Annotated in this window: 25 protein-coding genes and 1 pseudogene; 17 read left to right on the top strand and 9 right to left on the bottom strand. The window is 31.4% G+C overall.

What is annotated here, in order from left to right:
• The first annotated feature begins 37 nt into the window (after positions 1-37).
• The 4 genes and pseudogenes from DG435_RS04340 to DG435_RS04330 all read left to right on the top strand — a co-directional run bounded on the left by DG435_RS04340 (position 38) and on the right by DG435_RS04330 (position 4,035).
• Positions 38-1,465 carry an ATP-dependent RecD-like DNA helicase gene (locus DG435_RS04340; protein ID WP_106792108.1) on the top strand — a complete coding sequence of 476 codons (1,428 nt, stop codon included), beginning with the start codon at positions 38-40 and terminating at the stop codon, positions 1,463-1,465.
• Between the two features lie 146 nt (positions 1,466-1,611).
• Positions 1,612-2,316: pseudogene (kdsB, locus tag DG435_RS25905) on the top strand (3-deoxy-manno-octulosonate cytidylyltransferase); the annotation flags it as partial.
• Positions 2,317-2,394: 78 nt separating this feature from the next.
• Entirely contained in the window at positions 2,395-3,456 is a 1,062-nt protein-coding gene (locus tag DG435_RS25900) for an iron-containing alcohol dehydrogenase family protein (RefSeq protein ID WP_234387077.1), read from the top strand.
• Between the two features lie 60 nt (positions 3,457-3,516).
• The gene (locus tag DG435_RS04330) at positions 3,517-4,035 is read left to right on the top strand and encodes a 1-acyl-sn-glycerol-3-phosphate acyltransferase (protein WP_369871653.1); all 519 of its coding nucleotides are present in this window, start codon (positions 3,517-3,519) and stop codon (positions 4,033-4,035) included.
• Here the strand turns inward: DG435_RS04330 and DG435_RS04325 are convergent.
• The 7 genes from DG435_RS04325 to DG435_RS04300 form a co-directional block, all read right to left on the bottom strand.
• Positions 4,032-4,532, bottom strand: a complete 501-nt coding sequence (locus DG435_RS04325) for a hypothetical protein (protein WP_234387072.1) — start codon at positions 4,530-4,532, stop codon at positions 4,032-4,034. The genes DG435_RS04330 and DG435_RS04325 overlap by 4 nt on opposite strands.
• A gap of 99 nt (positions 4,533-4,631) precedes the next feature.
• Complete coding sequence (locus DG435_RS04320; RefSeq protein ID WP_106792111.1) at positions 4,632-5,357, bottom strand: YebC/PmpR family DNA-binding transcriptional regulator; 726 nt, start codon at positions 5,355-5,357, stop codon at positions 4,632-4,634.
• Between the two features lie 171 nt (positions 5,358-5,528).
• A complete protein-coding gene (locus tag DG435_RS04315; protein ID WP_106792112.1) occupies positions 5,529-5,816 on the bottom strand; it encodes a 4a-hydroxytetrahydrobiopterin dehydratase in 288 nt (95 codons plus the stop codon).
• A gap of 36 nt (positions 5,817-5,852) precedes the next feature.
• Positions 5,853-6,803 carry a septum formation inhibitor Maf gene (locus tag DG435_RS04310; protein ID WP_106792113.1) on the bottom strand — a complete coding sequence of 317 codons (951 nt, stop codon included), beginning with the start codon at positions 6,801-6,803 and terminating at the stop codon, positions 5,853-5,855.
• A gap of 285 nt (positions 6,804-7,088) precedes the next feature.
• Positions 7,089-7,250, bottom strand: a complete 162-nt coding sequence (locus DG435_RS25430) for a hypothetical protein (RefSeq protein ID WP_159025527.1) — start codon at positions 7,248-7,250, stop codon at positions 7,089-7,091.
• 346 nt (positions 7,251-7,596) lie between these two features.
• Positions 7,597-8,178 (bottom strand): Maf family nucleotide pyrophosphatase, encoded by a 582-nt coding sequence (locus DG435_RS04305; RefSeq protein WP_106792114.1) that lies wholly within the window; start codon positions 8,176-8,178, stop codon positions 7,597-7,599.
• Between the two features lie 3 nt (positions 8,179-8,181).
• Positions 8,182-9,072, bottom strand: coding sequence for a geranylgeranylglycerol-phosphate geranylgeranyltransferase (locus DG435_RS04300; RefSeq protein WP_234387073.1), 891 nt, complete (start codon positions 9,070-9,072; stop codon positions 8,182-8,184).
• A 305-nt stretch (positions 9,073-9,377) separates the two neighbouring features.
• Here DG435_RS04300 and DG435_RS04295 point away from each other — a divergent pair, with 305 nt between their 5' ends.
• From DG435_RS04295 to DG435_RS25425, 6 genes are all read left to right on the top strand, one after another.
• Positions 9,378-10,772, top strand: a complete 1,395-nt coding sequence (locus DG435_RS04295; RefSeq protein ID WP_106792116.1) for a sensor histidine kinase KdpD — start codon at positions 9,378-9,380, stop codon at positions 10,770-10,772.
• Between the two features lie 3 nt (positions 10,773-10,775).
• Positions 10,776-11,456, top strand: coding sequence for a response regulator transcription factor (locus tag DG435_RS04290; RefSeq protein WP_106792117.1), 681 nt, complete (start codon positions 10,776-10,778; stop codon positions 11,454-11,456).
• Between the two features lie 24 nt (positions 11,457-11,480).
• Positions 11,481-11,927, top strand: a complete 447-nt coding sequence (locus DG435_RS04285; protein WP_106792118.1) for a hypothetical protein — start codon at positions 11,481-11,483, stop codon at positions 11,925-11,927.
• A 28-nt stretch (positions 11,928-11,955) separates the two neighbouring features.
• Entirely contained in the window at positions 11,956-12,378 is a 423-nt protein-coding gene (locus DG435_RS04280) for a hypothetical protein (protein ID WP_106792119.1), read from the top strand.
• 325 nt (positions 12,379-12,703) lie between these two features.
• Positions 12,704-14,278, top strand: coding sequence for a S41 family peptidase (locus DG435_RS04275; RefSeq protein ID WP_106792120.1), 1,575 nt, complete (start codon positions 12,704-12,706; stop codon positions 14,276-14,278).
• Positions 14,279-14,367: 89 nt separating this feature from the next.
• On the top strand, positions 14,368-14,523 hold the full coding sequence (locus DG435_RS25425) for a hypothetical protein (protein WP_159025528.1): 156 nt from the start codon (positions 14,368-14,370) through the stop codon (positions 14,521-14,523).
• Positions 14,524-14,575: 52 nt separating this feature from the next.
• Here the strand turns inward: DG435_RS25425 and rlmH are convergent, their stop codons facing one another.
• On the bottom strand, positions 14,576-15,049 hold the full coding sequence (rlmH, locus tag DG435_RS04270) for a 23S rRNA (pseudouridine(1915)-N(3))-methyltransferase RlmH (protein WP_106792121.1): 474 nt from the start codon (positions 15,047-15,049) through the stop codon (positions 14,576-14,578).
• A 141-nt stretch (positions 15,050-15,190) separates the two neighbouring features.
• Here rlmH and nadC point away from each other — a divergent pair, with 141 nt between their 5' ends.
• From nadC to priA, 7 genes are all read left to right on the top strand, one after another.
• Entirely contained in the window at positions 15,191-16,048 is an 858-nt protein-coding gene (gene nadC, locus DG435_RS04265) for a carboxylating nicotinate-nucleotide diphosphorylase (RefSeq protein ID WP_106792122.1), read from the top strand.
• Positions 16,049-16,051: 3 nt separating this feature from the next.
• Positions 16,052-16,975, top strand: a complete 924-nt coding sequence (locus DG435_RS04260) for a YihY/virulence factor BrkB family protein (RefSeq protein WP_106792123.1) — start codon at positions 16,052-16,054, stop codon at positions 16,973-16,975.
• Between the two features lie 33 nt (positions 16,976-17,008).
• Positions 17,009-17,569 (top strand): chalcone isomerase family protein, encoded by a 561-nt coding sequence (locus tag DG435_RS04255; protein WP_106792124.1) that lies wholly within the window; start codon positions 17,009-17,011, stop codon positions 17,567-17,569.
• Between the two features lie 143 nt (positions 17,570-17,712).
• Complete coding sequence (locus tag DG435_RS04250; protein WP_106792125.1) at positions 17,713-18,276, top strand: chalcone isomerase family protein; 564 nt, start codon at positions 17,713-17,715, stop codon at positions 18,274-18,276.
• Positions 18,277-18,379: 103 nt separating this feature from the next.
• Positions 18,380-18,823 carry a DUF2147 domain-containing protein gene (locus tag DG435_RS04245; RefSeq protein ID WP_106792126.1) on the top strand — a complete coding sequence of 148 codons (444 nt, stop codon included), beginning with the start codon at positions 18,380-18,382 and terminating at the stop codon, positions 18,821-18,823.
• A gap of 114 nt (positions 18,824-18,937) precedes the next feature.
• On the top strand, positions 18,938-19,504 hold the full coding sequence (locus DG435_RS04240; protein WP_106792127.1) for a chalcone isomerase family protein: 567 nt from the start codon (positions 18,938-18,940) through the stop codon (positions 19,502-19,504).
• A 146-nt stretch (positions 19,505-19,650) separates the two neighbouring features.
• Complete coding sequence (priA, locus tag DG435_RS04235) at positions 19,651-22,104, top strand: primosomal protein N' (protein ID WP_106792128.1); 2,454 nt, start codon at positions 19,651-19,653, stop codon at positions 22,102-22,104.
• On the opposite strand, the gene DG435_RS04230 is transcribed toward priA, so the two are convergent.
• On the bottom strand, positions 22,101-22,808 hold the full coding sequence (locus tag DG435_RS04230) for a LytTR family DNA-binding domain-containing protein (protein ID WP_024769053.1): 708 nt from the start codon (positions 22,806-22,808) through the stop codon (positions 22,101-22,103). The genes priA and DG435_RS04230 overlap by 4 nt on opposite strands.
• Positions 22,809-22,817: the final 9 nt, after the last annotated feature.

The following is a 22,817-nucleotide window of genomic DNA, read 5'->3' as shown; positions in this document are numbered from 1 at the left end:
TTAATAGAGATATGAATCATATAGACAAGTTTTTTTAATGAAGGAAAAAGAATTTTATGAATTATTAAAAGAAGATTTTCCTTTTGAACCTACTATAAAACAAGATATTGTCTTACAAAAGCTATCTTATTTTGTGTTATCAGGGGCAAAAGAATCACTTTTTCTATTAAAAGGATACGCGGGTACAGGAAAAACTACTTTGATAGGATCTTTGGTTAAAAACCTATGGAAAGCTAAATTAAATGCAGTTTTACTTGCTCCTACGGGGCGTGCGGCTAAAGTGATTAGTAATTTTTCGGGAAAACAGGCTCAGACTATTCATAGGAATATTTATTATCCTAAAAAGAATAAAAGTGGTGGATTAGCTTTTCAATTAAAACAAAATAAAAGCCGCAACACTATTTTTATTGTAGATGAGGCTTCTATGATACCAGATACTCCTAGCGATAGTAAATTATTCGAAAATGGATCTTTACTAGATGATCTAATGATGTATGTGTATTCTGGACATAATTGTAAAATTCTTTTTATTGGGGATACAGCGCAATTACCACCAGTAAAATTAGAAGTAAGCCCTGCACTTGATCCTAATAATCTTGCAATGGGGTTTAATAAAGAAGTTACTCAGATAGAGCTGGATGAAGTAGTACGACAAGCAGAAAATAGTGGTATTTTAATGAATGCTACCCGGCTAAGAGAAATTATTAATGATGGTTTTTACGATTCCTTTCAATTTCAGGTATCGGGATATCCCGATATAGTAAGATTTTTTGATGGTCATGAGATTATGGATGCATTAAATGAGGCATATTCTAGTGTTGGTCATGAAGAATCTGTGATTATACTTCGTTCTAATAAAAGAGCTAATATTTATAATCAACAGATTCGCTCAAGGATACTTTTTCAAGAAGAAGAACTATCGCCCGGAGATTATTTGATGGTGGTTAAGAATAATTATTTTTGGCTAGACAATAAAAGTGAAGCTGGTTTTATTGCAAATGGAGATATAATTAAAGTTTTAGAGATTTTTTCTATAAAAGAATTATATGGATTTCGATTTGCAATAGTTAATGTTAATATGGTTGATTATCCAAATCAAAAACCTTTTGAAACTGTATTGTTATTAGATACATTAACATCAGAAACTCCATCTTTATCATATGAAGAATCAAATAAATTGTATCAGGAAGTACTAAAAGATTTTGAAGATGAAAAATCTAAGTACAAACGATTTATGGGAGTAAAGAATAATAAGTTTTTTAACAGTTTACAGGTTAAATTCTCCTATGCTATTACATGTCATAAATCACAAGGAGGGCAGTGGGATAATGTGTTTATAGAGCAACCTTATCTTCCGGATGGAATTAATAAAGATTATTTAAGATGGTTATATACGGCAGTTACCAGAGCTAAGAAAAAATTATATCTAATTGGGTTTAAAGATGATTTTTTTACTGAAAATTGAAATTTGCAAAAGGGAGATATTAGATATTTTATAATTTTTTATGATATAAAATATATGGTTGGCCCGAAAATTGATTAAAAAAAGTTATTTTTGCAACTCTAGAAAAGCAACAAATTTTGAACAAAAATACTCTAAAAACTATCGCAATGATACCTGCGAGGTATGCTGCCACGCGATTTCCTGGCAAGCTAATGCAAGATCTCGAAGGAAAAAGCGTCATAAGAAGAACATATGAAGCTACTCTAAATTCCGGACTTTTTGATGCTGTTTATGTAGTTACTGATAGCGATGTTATTTACAAAGAAATTACTTCTCATGGTGGTGTGGCCATTATGAGCAAGAAAGAACATAGCTGTGGTAGTGATCGAATAGCCGAAGCAGTCGAAGATATGGATGTCGATATTGTAGTTAATGTTCAGGGAGATGAGCCTTTTACCGACAGGGAGAGCTTAGAAAAAGTATTAAGTGTATTTTATCAGGAAGACTCTGATCGTATAGATTTAGCTAGTCTAATGACTCCTATGGATGATTGGGATGATATCATGAACCCTAATAGTGTAAAGGTTATTGTAGATGAAGATAATTACGCATTATATTTTTCTCGTGCACCTATACCATATCCAAGAGATAAAGAAATAAACCATGTATACCATAAACACAAAGGTGTTTATGCATTTAAGAAACAAGCCATTTTAGATTTTTACCGTTTACCAATGCGTTCTTTAGAAGCTTCAGAGAAAATAGAATGTATTCGATATCTTGAATATGGTAAAAATATTAAAATGGTTGAAACGCACCACGAAGGTGTAGAAATCGATACCCCGGAAGATTTAGAAAGAGCAAAAAGAATAATAAATAAAGAAAATCTATTGAATCCAAAATCTATAATTACTCCAGAAGAATCTACTTCTATGCATAAAAACTTCCCAATGGTACCAAAAGTAGTATTTGGGAGAGGAGCTTTTAATCAGATTTGTGATATTATTTCACCCGAACGAAATGGTGTTGCTCCTTTTATCTTTTTGGTAGATGACGTTTTTAAGAACAATACCTCGTTTATAGAGGATAGAATACCATTATCGTATACAGATGAGATAATTTACGTATCAACTGTTGAAGAACCCAAAACATCTCAGGTAGATGAGATAGTTTCTAAAATAAGAAATGATTATCAATATGTCCCCAGTGGAATTATTGGAATAGGAGGAGGCTCTATATTAGATTTATCCAAGGCTGTAGCGATTATGCTTACCAACCCAGGAAGTGCTTCAGATTACCAGGGATGGGATCTGGTAAAAAATAAAGCTGTATTTCATGTGGGAATTCCTACGATTTCAGGAACAGGAGCAGAAGTGTCTCGTACAACAGTACTTACAGGACCCGAACGCAAATTAGGAATCAATTCTGATTTTACACCCTTTGATCAGGTTGTATTAGATCCAGAATTAATAAAAGATGTTCCTAAAGATCAATGGTTCTATACGGGTATGGATTGTTATATTCACTGTATTGAATCACTAGACGGAACGTATTTAAATGCATTTAGTCAGAGCTATGGCGAAAAAGCCTTAGACTTATGTAAAGAGATTTTTCTCGAGAATAATCTAAGTAAAGAAGAAGTAGATGCAAAACTGATGATGGCTTCCTGGCATGGCGGAATGAGTATTGCATATTCTCAGGTTGGTGTTGCTCACGCTATGAGTTATGGACTGGCATATGTGCTAGGAACAAAACATGGGATAGGTAATTGTGTTGTATTTGATAAATTAGAAAAATACTATCCTGAAGGTGTAGCTGTATTCAAAAAAATGAAAGAATTTCATAATATTAATTTACCTACAGGAGTTTGTGCCAATGTAACCGAAGATCAATTAGATGTTATGACTAAGGTTGCACTAAGCTTAGAACCACTCTGGGAAAATGCTCTGGGATACAATTGGAAATCTAAAATAAATGCTGATATGCTAAAAGAACTATATCGTTCTTTGTAAATTGCTTTTCAATCTTTTATTTTCATGCGATATTTTTCTTCCTTCATATATCATAAAATTATGGGCTGGAAGTTTATCGGTAATTTCAGTGCTGATACGGTTAAAAAGTGTATAGTTATTGTAGTGCCTCATACAAGTTGGCACGATTTCTATATTGGCCTTTTGATACGACAATTAGCCGGGATTAAGATAAGCTTTCTAGGTAAAAAAGAACTTTTTAAATGGCCACTAGGTTGGTATCTTAGAAGAGTAGGAGGGATTTCTTTGGATAGAACTCCTGGCCAGAATAAGGTCGAAGCTATTGCAGAGATATTTAGAAAAAAGGATGAGTTGCGTTTAACTATTGCTCCAGAAGGAACAAGGAAAAAAGTTAAAGAGTGGAAAACAGGATTTTACCATATCGCTAAAGCTGCAAATGTTCCTATTATTATGGTTGCTTTTGATTTTGGGAAAAAACAATGTGTGGTCTCTGATCCTTATTATCCCACAGAGGATATTAAAAAGGATTTTGAATGTATGTATAGTTTCTTTGTAGGGGTTAAAGGTAAAGTTCCTGAAAATAGCTTCGACGGAACTTAAAATTTACGGATTTTTTCTTCTGGAATAGCTTCTTTAGGTTTTTTCTTTGTATTTCCTGCTCCAAAAATAAGTTCTGTACTAGAAAAAGTAGAGCCAAAAGTCCTTGCAGCATAATATACTTGTGATATAGCACTGTTTACTTGCTCCTCGGTAAGTTCTTTTAAAGGATGAATATAAACCGACCATAAAATTTTATTGGTGATAGCATATTTTACGTCAAGAGCAGAGTGAAAATTAGCAGTCATTGCATCAAGTAATACATCTTTATCAAGATTATCCGATGATGTAATAGGAGAAATAATTCTCATCCGATTATTGGTTTTATCAGTTACACAAAGCATTGGAGTCTCTTTGTATATAAATTTCCAGTTACCGGGAATACCATTTAGAGTATCTGCATTTTTTTTGATAATTAACTCTAGTTTATCATTATCCATATGTTGAGCTTGTAATGTGCTCACAAATGAAAATAGAAGAAGTACGGCTAATCTTTTCATAGCTTATATTTTATCTATAGTCGGGGTATTATAGTAAACATAACAAAAAAAGAGCTTAGCTATGCTAAACTCTTTTCTTTATGATAACTAGAAATATCTTTATTCTTCAGAAGAAGATTCCTCCATAGTATGGTAAACGTTCTGAACGTCATCATCTTCCTCGATCTTTTCTAATAATTTTTCTACATCGGCAGCTTGCTCCGGAGTTATTTTTTTGGTAACCTGCGGGATACGTTCAAATCCAGAGGATAGAATTTCGATTTCGCGACTTTCTAATTCTTTTTGTATTGTTCCAAAACTTCCAAAAGGAGCATAGATTAATATTCCATCATCATCCTTAAAAACTTCTTCTGCTCCAAAATCAATAAATTCGAGTTCAAGCTCTTCAGGATCTAGTCCTTCACTATTAATTCTAAAATTACAGGTATGATCAAACATAAACTCTACAGAACCTGATGTGCCCAGATTACCCTCACACTTGTTAAAATAGGATCGTATATTAGCAACCGTTCTATTGTTGTTATCTGTAGCTGTTTCTACCAAAATAGCTATTCCGTGAGGAGCATATCCTTCAAAAAGAACTTCTTTATAGTCACCTTGATCTTTATCAGATGCCTTTTTAATTGCTCTTTCGATATTATCTTTTGGCATGTTCACAGATTTGGCATTCTGGATCACTGCTCTTAAACGAGAGTTAGAAGTTGGGTCAGGGCCACCTTCTTTTACAGCCATTACAATATCTTTACCAATTCGAGTAAACGCTTTTGCCATTGCTGACCAACGTTTCATCTTACGTGCTTTTCTAAATTCAAAAGCTCTTCCCATATGCTAATTTTAAAATCTAAATACAAACATAAGTAGAAACCAAGTTTTTGACAAATGTTTGTGTACGATCAATTTTGATTACGCCTAAAGTACCAAAATTCAAAAAGTAAAACAAGAAGTTTTGACCTTAGAATTTGATATTTATTTTTTGATTATAAATGAGTTTAATCCCTATTCTCCTTCGATAATGTTATCTATAGTTTTTGCCAGTTTAAAATCATTCTCGGTAATACCGCCAGCATCATGGGTAGAAAGACTAATATGTAATTTATTATAGACATTTGACCAGTCTGGATGATGTTGTTGTAGTTCGGCTTCAAAAGCAATACGAGTCATTACAGAGAAAGCATCTTTAAAATCGTTAAATTCAAAAGTGGTATGAAGGGCATTATCATGGTATTCCCAACCATCAATATTATTTAGTTTTTCTTTTATGTCAGATTCTGATAACTTTATCATTAGTTTAGTATTAGTTAGTTGTAAATTAATTGATATTTATTTTTGATTAGTAAGCCCTAATTCATCACGTAAGACTTCATCTTTATTACTGTTTTTACCCCAATAAGCAGATTTAATACTTTTGATTTTGGTTGCTTTTGTAGTAAGCTTCTTTGCATTGGGTCCAAACCCACTTTTATATGTTTCTGTCCAATGCTCAATTTCATACGGAAAAGAAGCATTAAAAGTGATACTGATACTTCGATCAAGTTCGGGATATTCTATCGTATATGTATTAGTATCAGTGTCTTTTTGTATAGATGCCTTAGCCGAGTATGCTTTAATATCTTTATGTCTCAATCTAGAATACTCAAAAGAAGGGATGATTTGTAGATCCCCTTGTGGTAATGCATCTGGATTGATTCTGATTTTTGCCCAAAGTTCATTTTCTAAAATAGCTTTGTCTAATTTAAAATCCTGATCTGCTTCATTCTCAAAATAGGAATGTGAGGTAATCTCGAATTGTTTTTTGTTATTCAACTGTGCGTATACGTGACCACACCATTCTTGCATCGAATTAGATACTTTAATGGCATGTTGATTATCTGCTACGGGATAAAATATACTCTGCATAACAGAATATGGGTAGATTCCTGTGTTAAACTTTTTGGTAGCATTAAGTTTTAAAACCGGTATGTTACTTGTGTTTTGACGATCTGCTTTCACCTGTTTTTTGGGTAAAAAATCTTCGGTAACATAAATTAGTACCGCCGTTCCTTTTCTTATTTCACCATATCGAGCTTGTTCTAGTTGATATGATGATATTTCTGCTTTACCTGCATACCAGTATTTCTTAAAATCTTCGGATAGAGCTTTTGCAGGAGGCATCTTCTCTTTAATGATCTCATTAGATGTAGAAGCTTTGGTCACTTCGTCTGCCTTAATATTGCTACAAGCAATAAAGACTAATACGCCCAATAAAGCGAATAGTAGTATTGACTTTTTCATGATAACATTTTTATAGAGCAAATTACAATAAACCTTGGATTTGACAAGTACTGTTAACGTTTCAGTAACTATCTAATTCTTTTAATTGATAGATGAACGAGAAATTTTCTAATGATGTTGATGGTAGAAAATACTTTTTTATTGAATATAAAGATAAATCTATTTATAGTGATAAAGAAGTGTAGAATATATAGAAGTTAATGAACTGGTATGTTAAGGATGTATTTGGTGATTTAAAAATAAAAAACGGGACCAATATATCCCGTTTTTATTTTTTATACAGTATTAGTTAGGTCCACAAAAAACTTCATTCATACATACATATCCAGGAGGTAAGTATTGATCGCATGAGTGACACATAACATAAGTCCAACCTCCTTTTAAGGATTTTTGTTCTGTTTTGTTAAGTGTTTTGATACCGTTTAAGTTTAAAATATTCTTTAGCATAATATTAAGTTTTAAAAATAATAAAGAAATATAAACAAATTAAAAATCAGGTAATTACGGGGAAACCTCATTTAACATTTTGTTACTATAAGAAGTATCAATAGAAAAGTTAAACCCATAGTGTATTTGAATTTTTTTGATTTGAAATTCGTCAGTTCGAGTACTCGACCAAAGGAAGAAGTGTATCGAGAATAGAATTTCGAATCAAAAAAGCTATTCTCGATACAATTTTTCTTCATCCTATTCCGAAAAATCACTCGAATTGACGCTTTTTATACTATTAATTATAAATGCGCAACGGGTGTTAATATATATTCTATGCGCTAAATTTGCTGAGATGATGCGTTTAGGCTAATTGCCTAAACGTTTCATAAACAAGATACGTGGGAAGCCCCATTACATTAAAATGACTCCCTTCTATATTAGATATTCCAATAAAACCAATCCATTCTTGTATACCATAAGCTCCTGCTTTATCTAGAGGTTTGTAGGTTTGTACATAGTATTCGATTTCTTCTGCAGATAGCTTCTTAAAAGTAACCTTGGTAGTTTGATGTACTATAATAGTCTGATTGATTGTTTTAAAACACACCGAGGTAATAACCTCATGAGTATCTCCAGATAGGGAATTAATCATTTCTGAAGCCTCTATCAGGTTTTTTGGCTTGCCTAAAGCTTTGTTATTATGCCAAACAATAGTATCACTGGTGATTAAAATATCTTTTAGATGTAAATCTGTAAATGCATTTGCTTTAAGCTTAGCCAGATAATCCGAAATTTCTTCGGCTTTGAGATGATCGGGATATATTTCGTCGACCTCTTTTAATTGTATTGTAAAATCCAGATCCAGGTCATTAAAAAATTGTTGTCTTCTGGGAGAACCAGATGCAAGAATTACATTTTTATCTTTTAATATATCTTTTAACATACCTTATACTAAAATAAATTGATAAAATAAGAGTGAGATAGATGCAGCAAATAAAACTATCTTTAAAAGCAATGATAACCTGGTAAGTTGTTTATCTGATTCGGCACTAAAGCTTTTAATCATAAAATAGAGCAGTGGAGCAACAATAAGGATCAGTACAAAAATAACAGCTTTACTATTTGAAAAAAGATAAGTGTATATATAATAGACAATAGAAAAAATAGGAAGTAATGTTAATACTCCAATTAATTTTGTTGTTCGATTTTTACCCAAAACTATTGGGATAGTTCTAATCCCAATATTATGATCTCTATCTATATGCAGACAATCTTTCACTAGTTCTCTTAATAGCACAATAATGAATGTAAATATTGAGTAATCTAAGATAATAGAAAAAATAACGGTTTGTGATTCTCTGTTTTTTTCGGTGATAGCAGGAAGAAGATCAAAAATCCCTACAACAATTAAACTCAATGCGGCAAGCGATGCGGGAATAAAATTTTTAAGAACTAAGATTTCTTTCAGATAAGATGCGTAGATATAAAACACTCCAGAAATTACTATAAACAATGCTGCAAAACCAGGTCTATCAATAAGATTAGCTAGATAAAATCCAATAAGTACCCCTATAATATTAAAAATAATGAATAATCGATTCGCTGATTTTTCGGTTATAGAACCATATAATAAGCCTTTTACACTTGTATCTTCTTGGTTATAGATTTCAATAATTATATTACCCGCAGCAGCAATACAAAATGTAGCAATCATTAGAATAGCAATACCCAAACCATTTAGAGTAATAGCAATATTAAAGGGCTCAAATAGACCATATTTAATACATAATTGTGCAAAGGCAATTATAAGTAAGTTATCAAATTTTATAAGCTTCAAATAGGATAGCATAGAAGTGATTGGTTAATTAGTCAGCAAATGTAATAATTAATACTAATTTTTGGCCTATTAACATAGATACTTAAAAGCCTTGTTTTTACAGTAACGATTAAGTGTATTAACGTTAATAGACGGTTAATGGAAGCTGATTTTATTGATTCAAAAGATGTTTGCTATACTTTTGGGATCATCATCAATCAAAAAACGAATGGGTATTAAAATAAAGAAAGTCACATTTTTTGTTAACGTAGCAACCTTTTGATACATCAGGTATTAAAAAAATAAACAAGCTATATATCACCATAATGAAGAAAAAAATAAACATACTTATCATTACATCCATTTTGACCTTATTAGCATTATCTGGGATTCAGGGGTATTTGATTTATAACACATATCAACTTAAAAAAGATGTGTTTATTAAAGAAACCAAGAAAGCCGTCTCGAGTATCGATAATACCAAAGAAATGGATTCTATAGCAGAGCTTTGGTATAATCAATTAACAAAAAATCTAATAGAATATAGAAAGAATAACCTTCTTAAAAATGAAACCATAGAACGTTTCAAGCCTTTTACAGATTCGTTAAATAATACATTTAACGAGTACTATGAAAAAGAAATGGGAAAAGTTAATCTGGGATATGAGTTAAAATATAAGAAAACAATAAAGAGTATTATTATTCATGATAATAACCGTCTAGATACCGTTTTTAAAGCAAAAGAAGAGAGTAATTACTTTCTGTTCGGAGAAGATTTTCCTGATGAAGAAGGTAATGTAATAAGTAGTGGTAGATGGTTTACAGAACAAGATATAGAGGATGATAGTGGTGTTGAAATTATAAAAACTCAACTTAATCTCGAAATTCGAACAGTAGATTCGATTAGTATTATTGGATGGAAAAGAATAGTTTTTGGGCAAATGGCAAGCCTGTTTTTATTCTCTGTTATATTGTTATTATTCGTGGTAGCTCTACTTTTCTATTCGATTAAAACAGTGATTAAACAAAAGAAAATTGCCGATGTACGTAATGATTTTATAAATAATATAACCCATGAGCTTAAAACTCCACTAGCAACCTTAAGTATTGCGTCTAAAAGTTTAAGAAACAAGGAGACTCAAAATTCACCAAAAATATTCTCTAGCGCATTAGATATATTAGATCGACAAAATAACCGATTACAAAAATTAATCGATCAGGTGATGAATAATACTTTAGGGTCAGAAGAAATTATTTTAAAGAAAGAAAAAGTTCTGGATAGTAAGTATTTTAAAGAAGTTGTAGAAGATTTTAAGTTATCGGTTAAGAATAAAGAAGTTGAAGTGAGTACGAAGATAGAATTTAGAGATGTAGATCTTAATATTGATAAATTTCTATTTACCACAGCCTTATTTAATGTAATGGAAAATGCTGTAAAATACGGGAAAGAAAAAGTCAAAATTAAGATACGAACAGAACTTAAAAATGGCGGATATACAATTTCGATTCGAGATAATGGGATCGGGATTTCTGAAAAAGAATACCATAGAATCTTTGAAAAGTTTTATAGAGTAACAACAGGAAATGTGCATGATGTAAAAGGATTAGGTTTGGGACTCTTCTATACCGACCAAATCATTAAGGCACACCAGGGTGAAATAGATATTGAAAGTAAACCCGATGAAGGAACAAATTTTAAAATAACCATACCAACAATTTAATATATGAAACACATACTACTCGCAGAAGATGATTTTGATTTCGGAAGTATATTAAAACAATACCTCGAAATACATAATTATACTGTAACCTGGGCCAAGGATGGTAAAGAAGCGCTATCGATCTTTTCTGAAGGAAAATTTGATATATGTGTCTTTGATGTAATGATGCCAAAAATGGATGGATTTACATTGGCAGAGAAAGTAGTAGATATTGATCCCGAAATTCCATTCATATTTCTCACGGCTAAGAAAATGAAAGAAGATAAAATCAGAGGATTAAAACTAGGCGCAGATGACTACATCGTGAAACCATTTGAAGCAGATATTCTGGTCCTTAAACTTCAAAATATTTTAAAACGAACGCGAAAAGTAGAATCCATTAAAGAAGATGTTGTAAGAATAGGGAATTATGAGTTTGATATTGTTAATCATCAATTAAAATTAAATGGAGAATCACAGCGATTAACAGAAAAGGAAACATTGTTAATTCAATATTTATGGGAACATAGAAATACAATGATCAAAAGAGAAGATGTGCTTAAGGATGTCTGGGGTAATGATGATTTTTTCTCTGGTAGAAGTATGGATGTATTCATAAGTCGATTAAGAAAATATTTTAAAGAAGATAATAACATAAATATAGAAAGTGTACGTGGGGTTGGTCTCACATTTAGTATAGCTTAAATCATCAATCAAAAAACAAACAATATGAAAACATTAATCACCATTTTGGTAAATCTTCTTATAGGATTACTAACAATGAATGCCCAAACAAGCTCCACAAGTTCTTCTAAGTCAACATCAGAAGTAACTATAAGTATTAGTGATGATTCGAGTGAGAAAAGTTATTCTAGGTCCTTTGCTATCATTGATATGGGAAAGAGTTTTAGAATCAAAATAAGATTTATGAAGTATATGGAAAATGATGTGAAATCTTACCTCATCGATCAATTTGGAAAAGAAAATATGACCATCGAGGATGAGGCTTATTTGTGGAGAAAAGAAACTGAAAATGAAGAATTATATGAAGTGCGACTCAAAGAAAATAGATTAAGAATCAATGTAGATAAAGAACTGGCCTCAAATAAACTGATTAAGAAATTTGAAAGAATAGGCAAAGAATTAAAATCAATTACATCAAAAAACGAAAATTAAATCAATCATCAATCAAAAAACAAAAATTATGAAAACAATTATTTGTGTATTAAGTCTTGTATTTGCTCTTTCTTTGAGCAATGCCCAAACAACTTCAACTTCAAACTCTAAAGTGTCTATTAGTTATTCTAGCGACGAACCTGGAGAAGGTAATTATAGAGTAAACATTTCTATCTCTAATACAGAAGATATGTATACATTAAAAGCTAGCTTCCCATCATCCAAAACAGGAAAACTAAAACAGTTTTTAAAAGATCATTTAACTCCTGAAATGACTAAAAACGGAACGACATCTACCTGGAAATATAATACCAAAGGAGAAACAGGGTATGTTGTAAAACTGAAAAGAGGAAAACTAAACGTTTTTATGGATAAAGAATTTGTATCTGCCGATTTAGTAGAAGATTTGATAGATATGTTTCAGGATTTAAAAGAGATAATAACACAGTAGTTTCTTACTTGAACTATACAACACCAGGGTCTGGGATAGGGGATAATTTCAATACTATCCGGATTTAATCAACAGAATATCTTAAAAGAAAAGCAGTGCGATTGTCAAGATAGTGTTTTTGGCAAAAGAAACTCTTATTTACTTTTTATGAAGAAGTATGAGTTATTCTTAACCCATACCCGTCTTACTATTTAAAACAAGAAAGAAACCGACACGATTAAAAAGTATCATTAAATACACATAGAAGAAAAATCGTTTAACCTTCAAAGGTTTCATACTATACCGAGTTAAGTCGAAGTATAACCTCTAACAATGAAATAAACAGATGAAACTAATTATTAACAGTATATTTTTTTTGAGTATTGTAATTTCAGTTAATGCTCAAGATAAAGATAAGTCATTTTTAACCTCTGAACAAGTGTCAGAATTGTACAAACAAATGATTTCAGAAATAGAATTTCTGGATGCAGAAGCTATTGTCGTTAGGAATAAAACTAAGGATGTATCCTGGGATCAGTATAAGAAATATCACGAAACACAATTCAAAAAAGTAGATAATTACCAGGAATTAAGGCAAAAGTTTCTTGATTTTGGAAGAGGATTCGTTAGTGGGCATTCTTATTTTCGTTTTACTTATCCAACAGAAAAAACTAAGAAAAATAGATACAAAAGTTCCATTAAAATTGGATATACCTATCCAAATATTTCATTTTTTGATTTAGAAACGAAAAAAACCATTCAAAAAATCAATGACGTTTCAATAAAAGATGTTTTTAAAAAATTTGTGAATTATGAAACCAGATCAAATGGTTTGGGAACCAGTCAGGCCAGTTTTAAATTTCGATTCGAAAATGGTTTGAAAATCAACGGAAAGATTCCTGAAAGTATCACTTATTCTGATGGTAGTTCAAAAAAAGTTGTTTATCATAAAAATGAAGATAAAGCGTCTTGGTATAACAGATATAAAGCCATAGATGTTAGCGGTTACAAAGATTGGAAACTTGTTAAAAAGGGGTATAAAGCAGCATTACTGGTTAAGAATAAGATTGCATTAGTAAAAATTAAAAATTTTGCATATAAACGTGGTAGTAATGATTTAAGGTGTGCACTAGAGGCAAAAGATTCTACAATATGTAGTGATATTCAAAAGCTTAGACAAGGTTTACAATTAATAAAAAACCAGGTAGATCATATTGTATTTGATGTTCAGGATAACCCTGGAGGAAAGGAGAATTCATCATTTATGGCAGAACTTTGTTCATCTCAGTTTATGGATCTTAGAGTACAATATAAGAAGACAGGGCTTTTGCTTAATGAAAACCTACGATTAGAATTATCATATGGGTTTAGTGGTGCAGAAAAATGGTTTGAAAATATTCTGAAAAACAAAACATATGAAAAAACTAAAACAGGTGATTTTTTACCGATCAGGGCAGATTTTTGTAGAGGTAGTGAGAATTGCGACTTAGCGTATATTCAACCTAATAAAACTGCAAAGCGCGAGTTTAAAAATGTTATCGTTTTGGTAAATGAAAATACTGCAAGCTCTGCCGATGATTTTGCATATCGTATGAAAGAATATGGTAATGCCCTTGTTGTAGGACAGCCTCAATCTGCAGACCTCACTTTTGCACTTGTTACGGTGGTGTTTTATATAGATGATAATGGAAGCATTAAGAAAACCTATATAGGAAACGATCAAAGAGAATATAAGATAGCAGGTCAGGAAATTTTTCAATTCTCTATACCTTATTCACGAACTGTAAATAAACAAGGAGAAATGCTTCAGGGCAACCCTGCTAAGCTGGATCTTCTTGTAGGGCTTAACAAAGAAAATTTCGAAAACAGAGAACTTTATGTATTAAATAATGCGATTAAGAAGTTTATCAATAATGATTAAAAAAAGAGCAAGTGTTATTTGTTCAATCAAAAAAAACAAAAATTACAAAAACAATCATTTGCACATTATACTTCGTATTTACTCTTTTTTTGAGCAATACCCAAACAACTTCAAACTCAAAAGTGTCTATTAGTTATTCTGGAGATGAATCAGGAGAAGGTTATTATAGGATTAACATCTCTATTACTAATACAGAAGATCTGATAGATATGTTTGACGATTTTAAAGATATCATTAAAGAATAATTAAAATACAGTAGGAATATGAGAAAATTATAATTGTAAAGTACTATGAACCTTATCGATGATGGTAAGGTTCATTTTTTAAAATGGTAAATCCACGATATAATTGTTCTACAAAAAATAAACGTATCATTTGATGCGAAAATGTCATTTTGGATAATGATAGTTTGCTATTAGCTCTACTATACACTTCTGGGCTAAACCCATAAGGGCCTCCTATTGCAAAAATTAATTGTTTAATCCCGCTATTCATATGTTTTTGCAATACTTCAGAAAATAGTACAGAATCATATTGCTTTCCATTTTCATCTAATAATACCAATACATCAGAATTTTCGACGTGATTAAGAATTAATTTCCCTTCTTTTTCTTTTTGTTGAGATTCACTAAGATTTTTTGCATTCTTAATATCGGGAATGATTTCAAAACTAAATTTAATATAAAACTGTAACCTTTTGATATAGTTATTGATAAGGTCATTGAGTTGTTTGTCGTCTGTTTTGCCTACGGCAAGTAATTTAATATTCATGTGTATTTAATATTGTAGTAATTTCTACTCAAAAACCAGGTGAAACTTAGATTTATGGTGTAAAGTAAATAAAAATACGATGTGCTTCTCACTTCGTACTTCCGACTTCTTTTTTTACATTAGCAAAAATAACCATTCAATATGATTAGCAAAACCCAATTCAATAAAGAAATTGATTTGATAATTACCAATGCCATACGCGAAGATGTAGGAGATGGTGATCATAGTTCATTAGCTTGTATTCCAGAATCCACCACCGGAAAAGCAAAACTTTTAGTTAAGGACGAAGGTATCCTGGCGGGAGTAGATTTTGCCAAGAGCGTGTTTAATTATGTAGATCCAAATATAAAAATTGAGACTGTACTAGAAGATGGATCTCGTGTTAAATACGGAGATGTAGCTTTTTATGTTTCAGGAAGTTCACAGTCTATCCTCAAAGCAGAACGATTAGTACTTAATGCCATGCAACGAATGAGTGCAATTGCTACCAAAACAAATCATTTTGTTACTCTTTTGGATGGTACAGGAACAAAGATTCTAGATACTCGAAAAACAACTCCGGGAATACGAGCAATAGAAAAATGGGCGGTAAAGATTGGAGGAGGAGAGAATCATCGGTTTGCATTATATGATATGGTAATGCTAAAAGATAACCATATCGATTTTGCCGGGGGAATTACCAAAGCTATAGTAAAGACTAAACAATATCTTTCTGACCAAAACCTTGATCTTAAAATTATTGTTGAAGCCCGAGATCTTAATGAGATCAAAGAAATACTTCAAACACCAGGAGTGTATCGAATATTGATTGATAATTTTAATTATGAAGATACTCGAAAAGCTGTGGAATTAATTGGTGATTCGTGTCTTACCGAATCCAGTGGAGGAATTAATGAAGAAACTGTTCGTAAATATGCAGAATGTGGAGTAGATTATATTAGCAGCGGTGCGCTAACACATTCTGTTTATAATCTGGATTTGAGTCTGAAAGCTGTATAATATATGTCAAAACCCGTAGAAGATAAGCTTAACAAGATTCCTGTGATCAATATATTGGTCAAAATAGGGAAGAAACTTATTCTTCCTGGTTTTGAAGGATTATCGATATACGATCTAATAGAAATCTATGTTATCGGGATTATAAAAGGTACTTTTTCGGCTAGAGCCAGTGCGATATCATGGAGTTTTTTCCTTTCTCTGTTTCCATTCTTATTATTTCTTCTTAATTTGATTCCCTATGTACCAATAGACGGGTTTGAGGAGAATTTTTTCGAATTTATTAAAGGAGCATTACCGAATCAATCTTCAGATTTTTTCTCTGGGATATTCGAAGATATAGCATCTAATCCCCGAGGAGGACTACTATCCACTGTTTTTGTACTATCTATACTTTTTATGACCAATGGAGTTAATGCAGTTTTTTCTGGTTTTGAATACTCTTATCATGTAACTCTAAATAGAAATTTTGTAAGGCAATATGTAGTAGCGCTGGGAGTGTCAATTATCGTGGCATCGTTATTGTTAATTACGGTTATAGGAACTTTATACTTTTCGTATTTAGTAGATGATTTAAATAAAATGGGTGTTGTCGATGATACTGTTTTTTGGTTAACTTTGGGTAAATATGCATTATTTGTTTTTATGATATTTGTGATCATAGCTACTTTATTTTATTTCGGTACTTCAGAAGGAAAACAGAATAAGTTCTTTTCACCGGGAGCATTTATGACTACCTTTTTGATTATAATCACAACATATCTGTTTGGGATATATATTGATAATTTCTCAAATTATAATCAATTGTACGGTTCGATTGGAGCAATGTTGATATTAATGCTATATATATGGCTTAATGCTAATTTAGTACTGCTGGGTTTTGAACTAAATGCATCATTAAATCAATTAAGAAAGAATTTTAATACATAATTTCACTAATATAGATTTCTAATAATTTTTAAAATGAAAAAACTAAGTATATTATTTGTTGCCTTTTTTACTATTGTATCTACACAGGCTCAAACCAAAATTGGGGATGCTACATTACCTAATACAGTAAAATTTAATGGAGAAGATTTAACGATTAATGGAGGAGGCCTTAGAGAAAAATTCTTTTTTGATATTTATGCAGGAGCATTATATCTTAAGAAAAAAAGTAGTAATGCCAGTGCAATAGCTAAAGCAGATGAAACTATGGCAATTAAGTTGCATATTCTTTCTGGTATGATGTCTAGAAGTAAAATGGCTAATGCTTTACGTGAAGGGTTTAAAAAATCAACTAACGGAAATATGGAGGCTTATAACGAAAGAATAGAAAAATTTATTGGCTTTATTAATAATGAAATTGAAGTAGATCAGGTGTATGATATGGTATATGAAAAGGGAAAAGGAAGTGTAATCTATAAAGATGGTAAAGAAAAAGGATACGTCAAGGGGTTAGATTTTAAAAAAGCACTTTTTGGTATCTGGTTAGGAAATAAACCAGCAGATAAAGGGCTTAAAAAAGAAATGCTTGGTAGTTAAACCAATAGGATATAATCGTATTTTTGTTAAAAAATTAAGTAAATGTATTTCAGGATGTTGTGCGTGCATAATATTTTTTATATTTGTGCGCTTTAAAAAATAAGTATAAACAAATATTAATACCCCAAATACCTTTAGTTATAATGAAAAAAATTACTTTAGTACTGCTAGCACTAATTTCCCTGTCTGCTGCTACTGCCCAAATTAGGGTTGGTAAAGCTATTTTGCCTTATGAAGAGAATTTTGGTGATACCGATTTGAAATTAAATGGTGCCGGAATGAGAAAAGTGCTTTGGATTGATATGTATGCAGGAGGACTTTATTTAACAAAAAAGAGCAAAGACCCTAAAGAAATCCTTGATGCAAATGAAACGATGGCTATAAAATTGAATATTGTCTCTGGTTTTGTTACACAAAAGAAAATGATAAAAGCAGTAAAAGATGGTTTTAATAGAGCCACTTTTGGTAATACAAAAGCACTAGATAAAAGAATAAATAAATTTATTAGTTTTTTCTCTGAAGCTATAGTAAAGAACGATGTTTTTGATATAGTATATATTAAAGACAAAGGAGTAACTGCTTTTAAAAACGAAAAAGAACTTGGAGTAATCAAGGGGCGTGATTTTAAATATGCTTTATTTAAAATTTGGCTTGGAGATGAACCAGCAAGTGAAGAAATTAAAAATGGAATGTTAGGAATACAATAACCTAATACCATTAAAATAATAAGTAAAAAGCTACCGGTTTTAATCGGTAGCTTTTTGTTTTTGTCATATTTTTTTATCTTAGGATTAATAAACACAAATTATCATGAAAGTTATCAGTTTTTGCAAAATTCTTTTTGTAGCAATATTACTAATATCGACAACAGTAAATGCACAACAACAACAACAAATAGTAGGGCAATGGAAAACTATTGATGATAATACAGGAGAGCCGAGATCTATCGTAGAAATTTATAAGAAAGGAAACAAACTGTTTGGGAAGATTCTACAGGTATTAGATGAAGCAGAAAGAAATAAGTTATGTATCGAATGTAAAGGCAGTGACTATAATAAGCCTATAGAGGGAATGGTGATTATCAAAGAACTTGAAAAAGATGGGAATCAGTATGAAGATGGAACTATTATGGATCCAGAGAATGGCAAAATATACCGATGTAAAATCTGGATTGATGAGGATAGCCCAAATGTACTTAATGTGCGAGGATATATAGCTTTTTTATATAGAACACAAAAGTGGATTCGAGTATAATATATAAGACCTATTTCCTTTTTAAAATTTATCAAATTATAAATTTTAACAATTCTTTTGGTTAGGTTTTTAAAGATTTAGGACTAACTCCTTGAAATTTAAAAAATCTAAACCATGAAAAAAATAATTACATTAACAATTGTAGCTCTTATATCTACCTTCGCGATGGCGCAGGTAAGAGTAGGGGATATTGTATTACCTTATAAAGTTAGTTTTGACGGAGAAGAGCTATCATTAAATGGAGCAGGAATGAGAAGCATTCTTGGGTTTGATACCTATTCGGGAGGTCTGTATACCAAGAAAAAATATAATGACCCGGGAGTAGTCTTGGATTCTGATGAGAGTATGTCTATTCGTTTAAATATAGTATCTAAGAAAGTAACAAATAAGCGAATGGTTAAGGTTTTTAGAAAAGGCTTTGATGACGCAATGTTTGGTAATACCCAAACCTTAGATGTTAGAATCGAAAAGTTCTTAAAATTATTTACTTCGCCAATGCAGATTAATGATTATTTTGATTTAGTATACATCAAAGGAAAAGGAATTAAAACCTATAAAAATGGTGAAGAGCTTGGTTTTATAAAAGGAAGAGATTTTAAATACGCCCTATTTAAGATCTGGTTAGGAAATGAGCCTGCTTGCAAACTTATTAAAGGTGGAATGTTAGGGTTGAGTAAATAAGGAATACAAGCATATATAATAGTAAGTCCGATTTGTTAATTAAATCGGACTTTTTTTATTCTTAAAAATTAAACTTCATTCTATGGGTTAAACTTGTATTTTTGTTGTTTTACACTAAACTATTCCGAATTTTGTTATAATTGGTAATGTCATACTTTATAAATGTAATTCTTCCTATACCTCTTGATAAAGAGTTTACCTATAGTATTAATAAAACTGAAGCTACTTTTTTGCAACCAGGAATGCGGGTAGCTGTTCAATTTGGGAAAAGTAAGGTGTATGCTGCTCTGGTAACAAAGATACATCAAAACCCTCCTTTGGTATATGAAGCTAAAGAAATAGAACATATTCTTGATGAATCACCAATAGTTACTCAACATCAGTTAGAGCTATGGTCTTGGATTTCTAACTATTATATGTGCACAAAAGGAGAAGTAATGAGAGCTGCTCTTCCTGGAGCCTTCTTACTAGAAAGTGAAACTATAATTCTAAAAAATGAAAAATCTCTTTTTGACGAATCCTTGTTAAAAGATGATGAGTTTCTGATTTATGAAGCATTACAGTATCAGAGCTTACTTCGTATACAAGAAGTGATGAATATTGTTAGTAAAAAAAATGTACTACCTGTCATAAAACGATTAATAGAAAAAGAAGTTATTACGGTTCAGGAAGAAATATATGAGCAATATAAGCCTAAAATAGTACGATATATTCGGTTAAACACAGAATATAATAAAGAAGAATCACTACGAGTTTTATTAGATACAATGTCTAGAGCGCCTAAACAGAGAGAGGTGTTGATGCATTTATTTACATTACAGGCTCAAACTACCAAATCAATTAAGGTAAGTGAGCTTGTAAAAGCTTCTAATAGTTCTGCAGCTGTAATACGAGCATTAGTTGATAAAAATATATTAGACGAATACCATTTGCAAACCGATCGTGTTCAATATACAGGAGAAACGACAGGAAATACTAAACAGCTTAATGAATATCAAGATAAGGCGTATGAGGAAATAAAGGAATCTTTTAAAGATAAAGATGTATGTCTTTTTCATGGAGTTACTTCATCTGGTAAAACAGAAGTGTACGTTAAACTTATAGAGCAAGTCATTCAGAAAGGAGAACAGATATTGTATCTACTGCCAGAAATAGCGTTAACAACACAGCTCATTACCCGATTACAGGAATATTTTGGAGAGAAACTCACAGTATATCACTCTAAGTATTCTGTTAATGAAAGAGTAGAAGCATGGAATAATGTAAAAACAAAAAAGACAAAAGCACAGGTGGTTATTGGTGCTAGATCAGCAATATTTTTACCATTTGCCAATTTGGGGTTAATTATAGTAGATGAAGAACACGAAAACACCTTTAAGCAATATGACCCTGCTCCAAGATATCATGCCAGGGATACAGCAATCGTTTTAGCCAAAATGTTTTGCGCCAAAGTAGTATTAGGATCTGCAACTCCAGCTCTTGAAACATACTATAATGCTAAGCAAAAGAAATATGGATTTGTACAATTGACCAGAAGATACGGTGATGTATTAATGCCAGAAATTAATTTGGTGGATATAAAAACAAAATATCGAAAAAAAGAAATGACTGGGCATTTTAGTGATACTTTGTTAACAGGTATTCATGATGCTTTAAAAGAAGGAGAGCAAGTTATTCTTTTTCAAAACAGAAGAGGGTACTCTCCTGTAGTAGAGTGCAATACTTGTGGACACTCTCCTCAATGTCCGAATTGTGATGTTAGTCTTACATTTCATAGTTTTAGAAATCAGCTACGATGTCATTACTGTGGATACCATATTGCAATGCCACAAAAATGTATGGCTTGTGATAGTGTTGATTTAACTACAAAAGGTTTTGGAACAGAGCAAATAGAGAAAGAGTTGCAAGAGCTTTTTCCTGATCATAATATTGGAAGAATGGATCAGGATACAACCAGAGGAAAACATGGATATGAAAAGATTATCAACCGTTTTGAAGAAGGAGATATTGATATTATGGTGGGTACACAAATGCTCTCTAAAGGATTGGATTTTAGAAATGTAAGCTTAGTCGGTATAATGAATGCAGATAACCTGCTTAATTTTCCCGATTTTAGAGCGCATGAACGTAGTTTTCAATTAATGCAGCAGGTAGCAGGTCGAGCAGGTAGAACCAAAAAAAGAGGTAAAGTTTTGATCCAAACATACAATCCTTTTCATCAGATTTTACAACAAGTATCTGTTAATGATTATTCTGGAATGTATAGAGATCAAATCGAAGAAAGACATCAATATAAATACCCTCCTTTTTATAAAACAATAAAGATTACAGGTAAACATAAGGACTATAATAAGGTAAATGAAGCTACAAACTGGTTAGCTAGATCTTTTAGAAACGTATTTAATGAAAATGTTCTGGGTCCAGAGTTTCCTCCTGTCTCAAGAATACGAAATCAATATCATAAAAATATAGTTATAAAAATACCACAAGGTCAATCTTTAAATAAAACAAAAGAAGTGATAAGAAAAATCAACACTTCTTTTAAAAGTATAAAAGAATTTTCAGGAGTAAGAGTTATAATTAATGTAGATAACTACTAGTTATTCAAAGCTTCTATCAAAGAATGTTTTTTATGTCTGCTAAGCGGTATTTTCTCATCCGCAATTTCTATATTACGACTATTATAACGCTCTACCTTATCCAGATTCACAATATAAGACTTGTGAATTCTTAAAAAACGATCACTAGGTAGTTGTGCTTCAAAAGATTTCATTGTAGCTAAAACAACAATAGGATCACCTTCTTCCATTATAAGCTTCACATAATCTCCTAAAGCTTCTACGTATTTTAATTGATTAAGAAAGATTTTCCTTTTTTTCAGATTACTCTTTACAAAAATATAATCGTCATCTTCTACAATAGCATTTTCTCCTCCTATACGGGACATGCTAAGAGCTTTATCAACAGCAGCATTAAAACGATCTTTTTTTAATGGTTTTCTTAAATAATCTATTGCATCATAGTCGAAAGCTTTAAATGCATATTTCGTTTTTCCTGTGACAAAAATAATATGAGGTTTATTCTCTAAATCATCCAAAAGATCAAAGCCAGTAAGGATTGGCATTTCAATATCTAAGAATAATAAGTCCACTTGAGTATCGAGTAAACCATTTTTTGTCTCAATAGCATTATTCCACTCAGCCACTAATTCTAGTGAAGAATGTTCGTCTATTAGCTTTACAATAGCTAGTCTTTGGAGGCGGGAATCATCTACTACCGCACATTTTAATTGAGATTGCTCCACTTGTATAGT

The organism is Aquimarina sp. Aq78, from assembly GCF_900299525.1.
In the GTDB taxonomy this organism is placed as follows: Bacteria; Bacteroidota; Bacteroidia; order Flavobacteriales; family Flavobacteriaceae; genus Aquimarina.
Note: the sequence above shows the minus strand (reverse complement) of the source record. Positions and strands in the feature narration are given on the sequence as shown.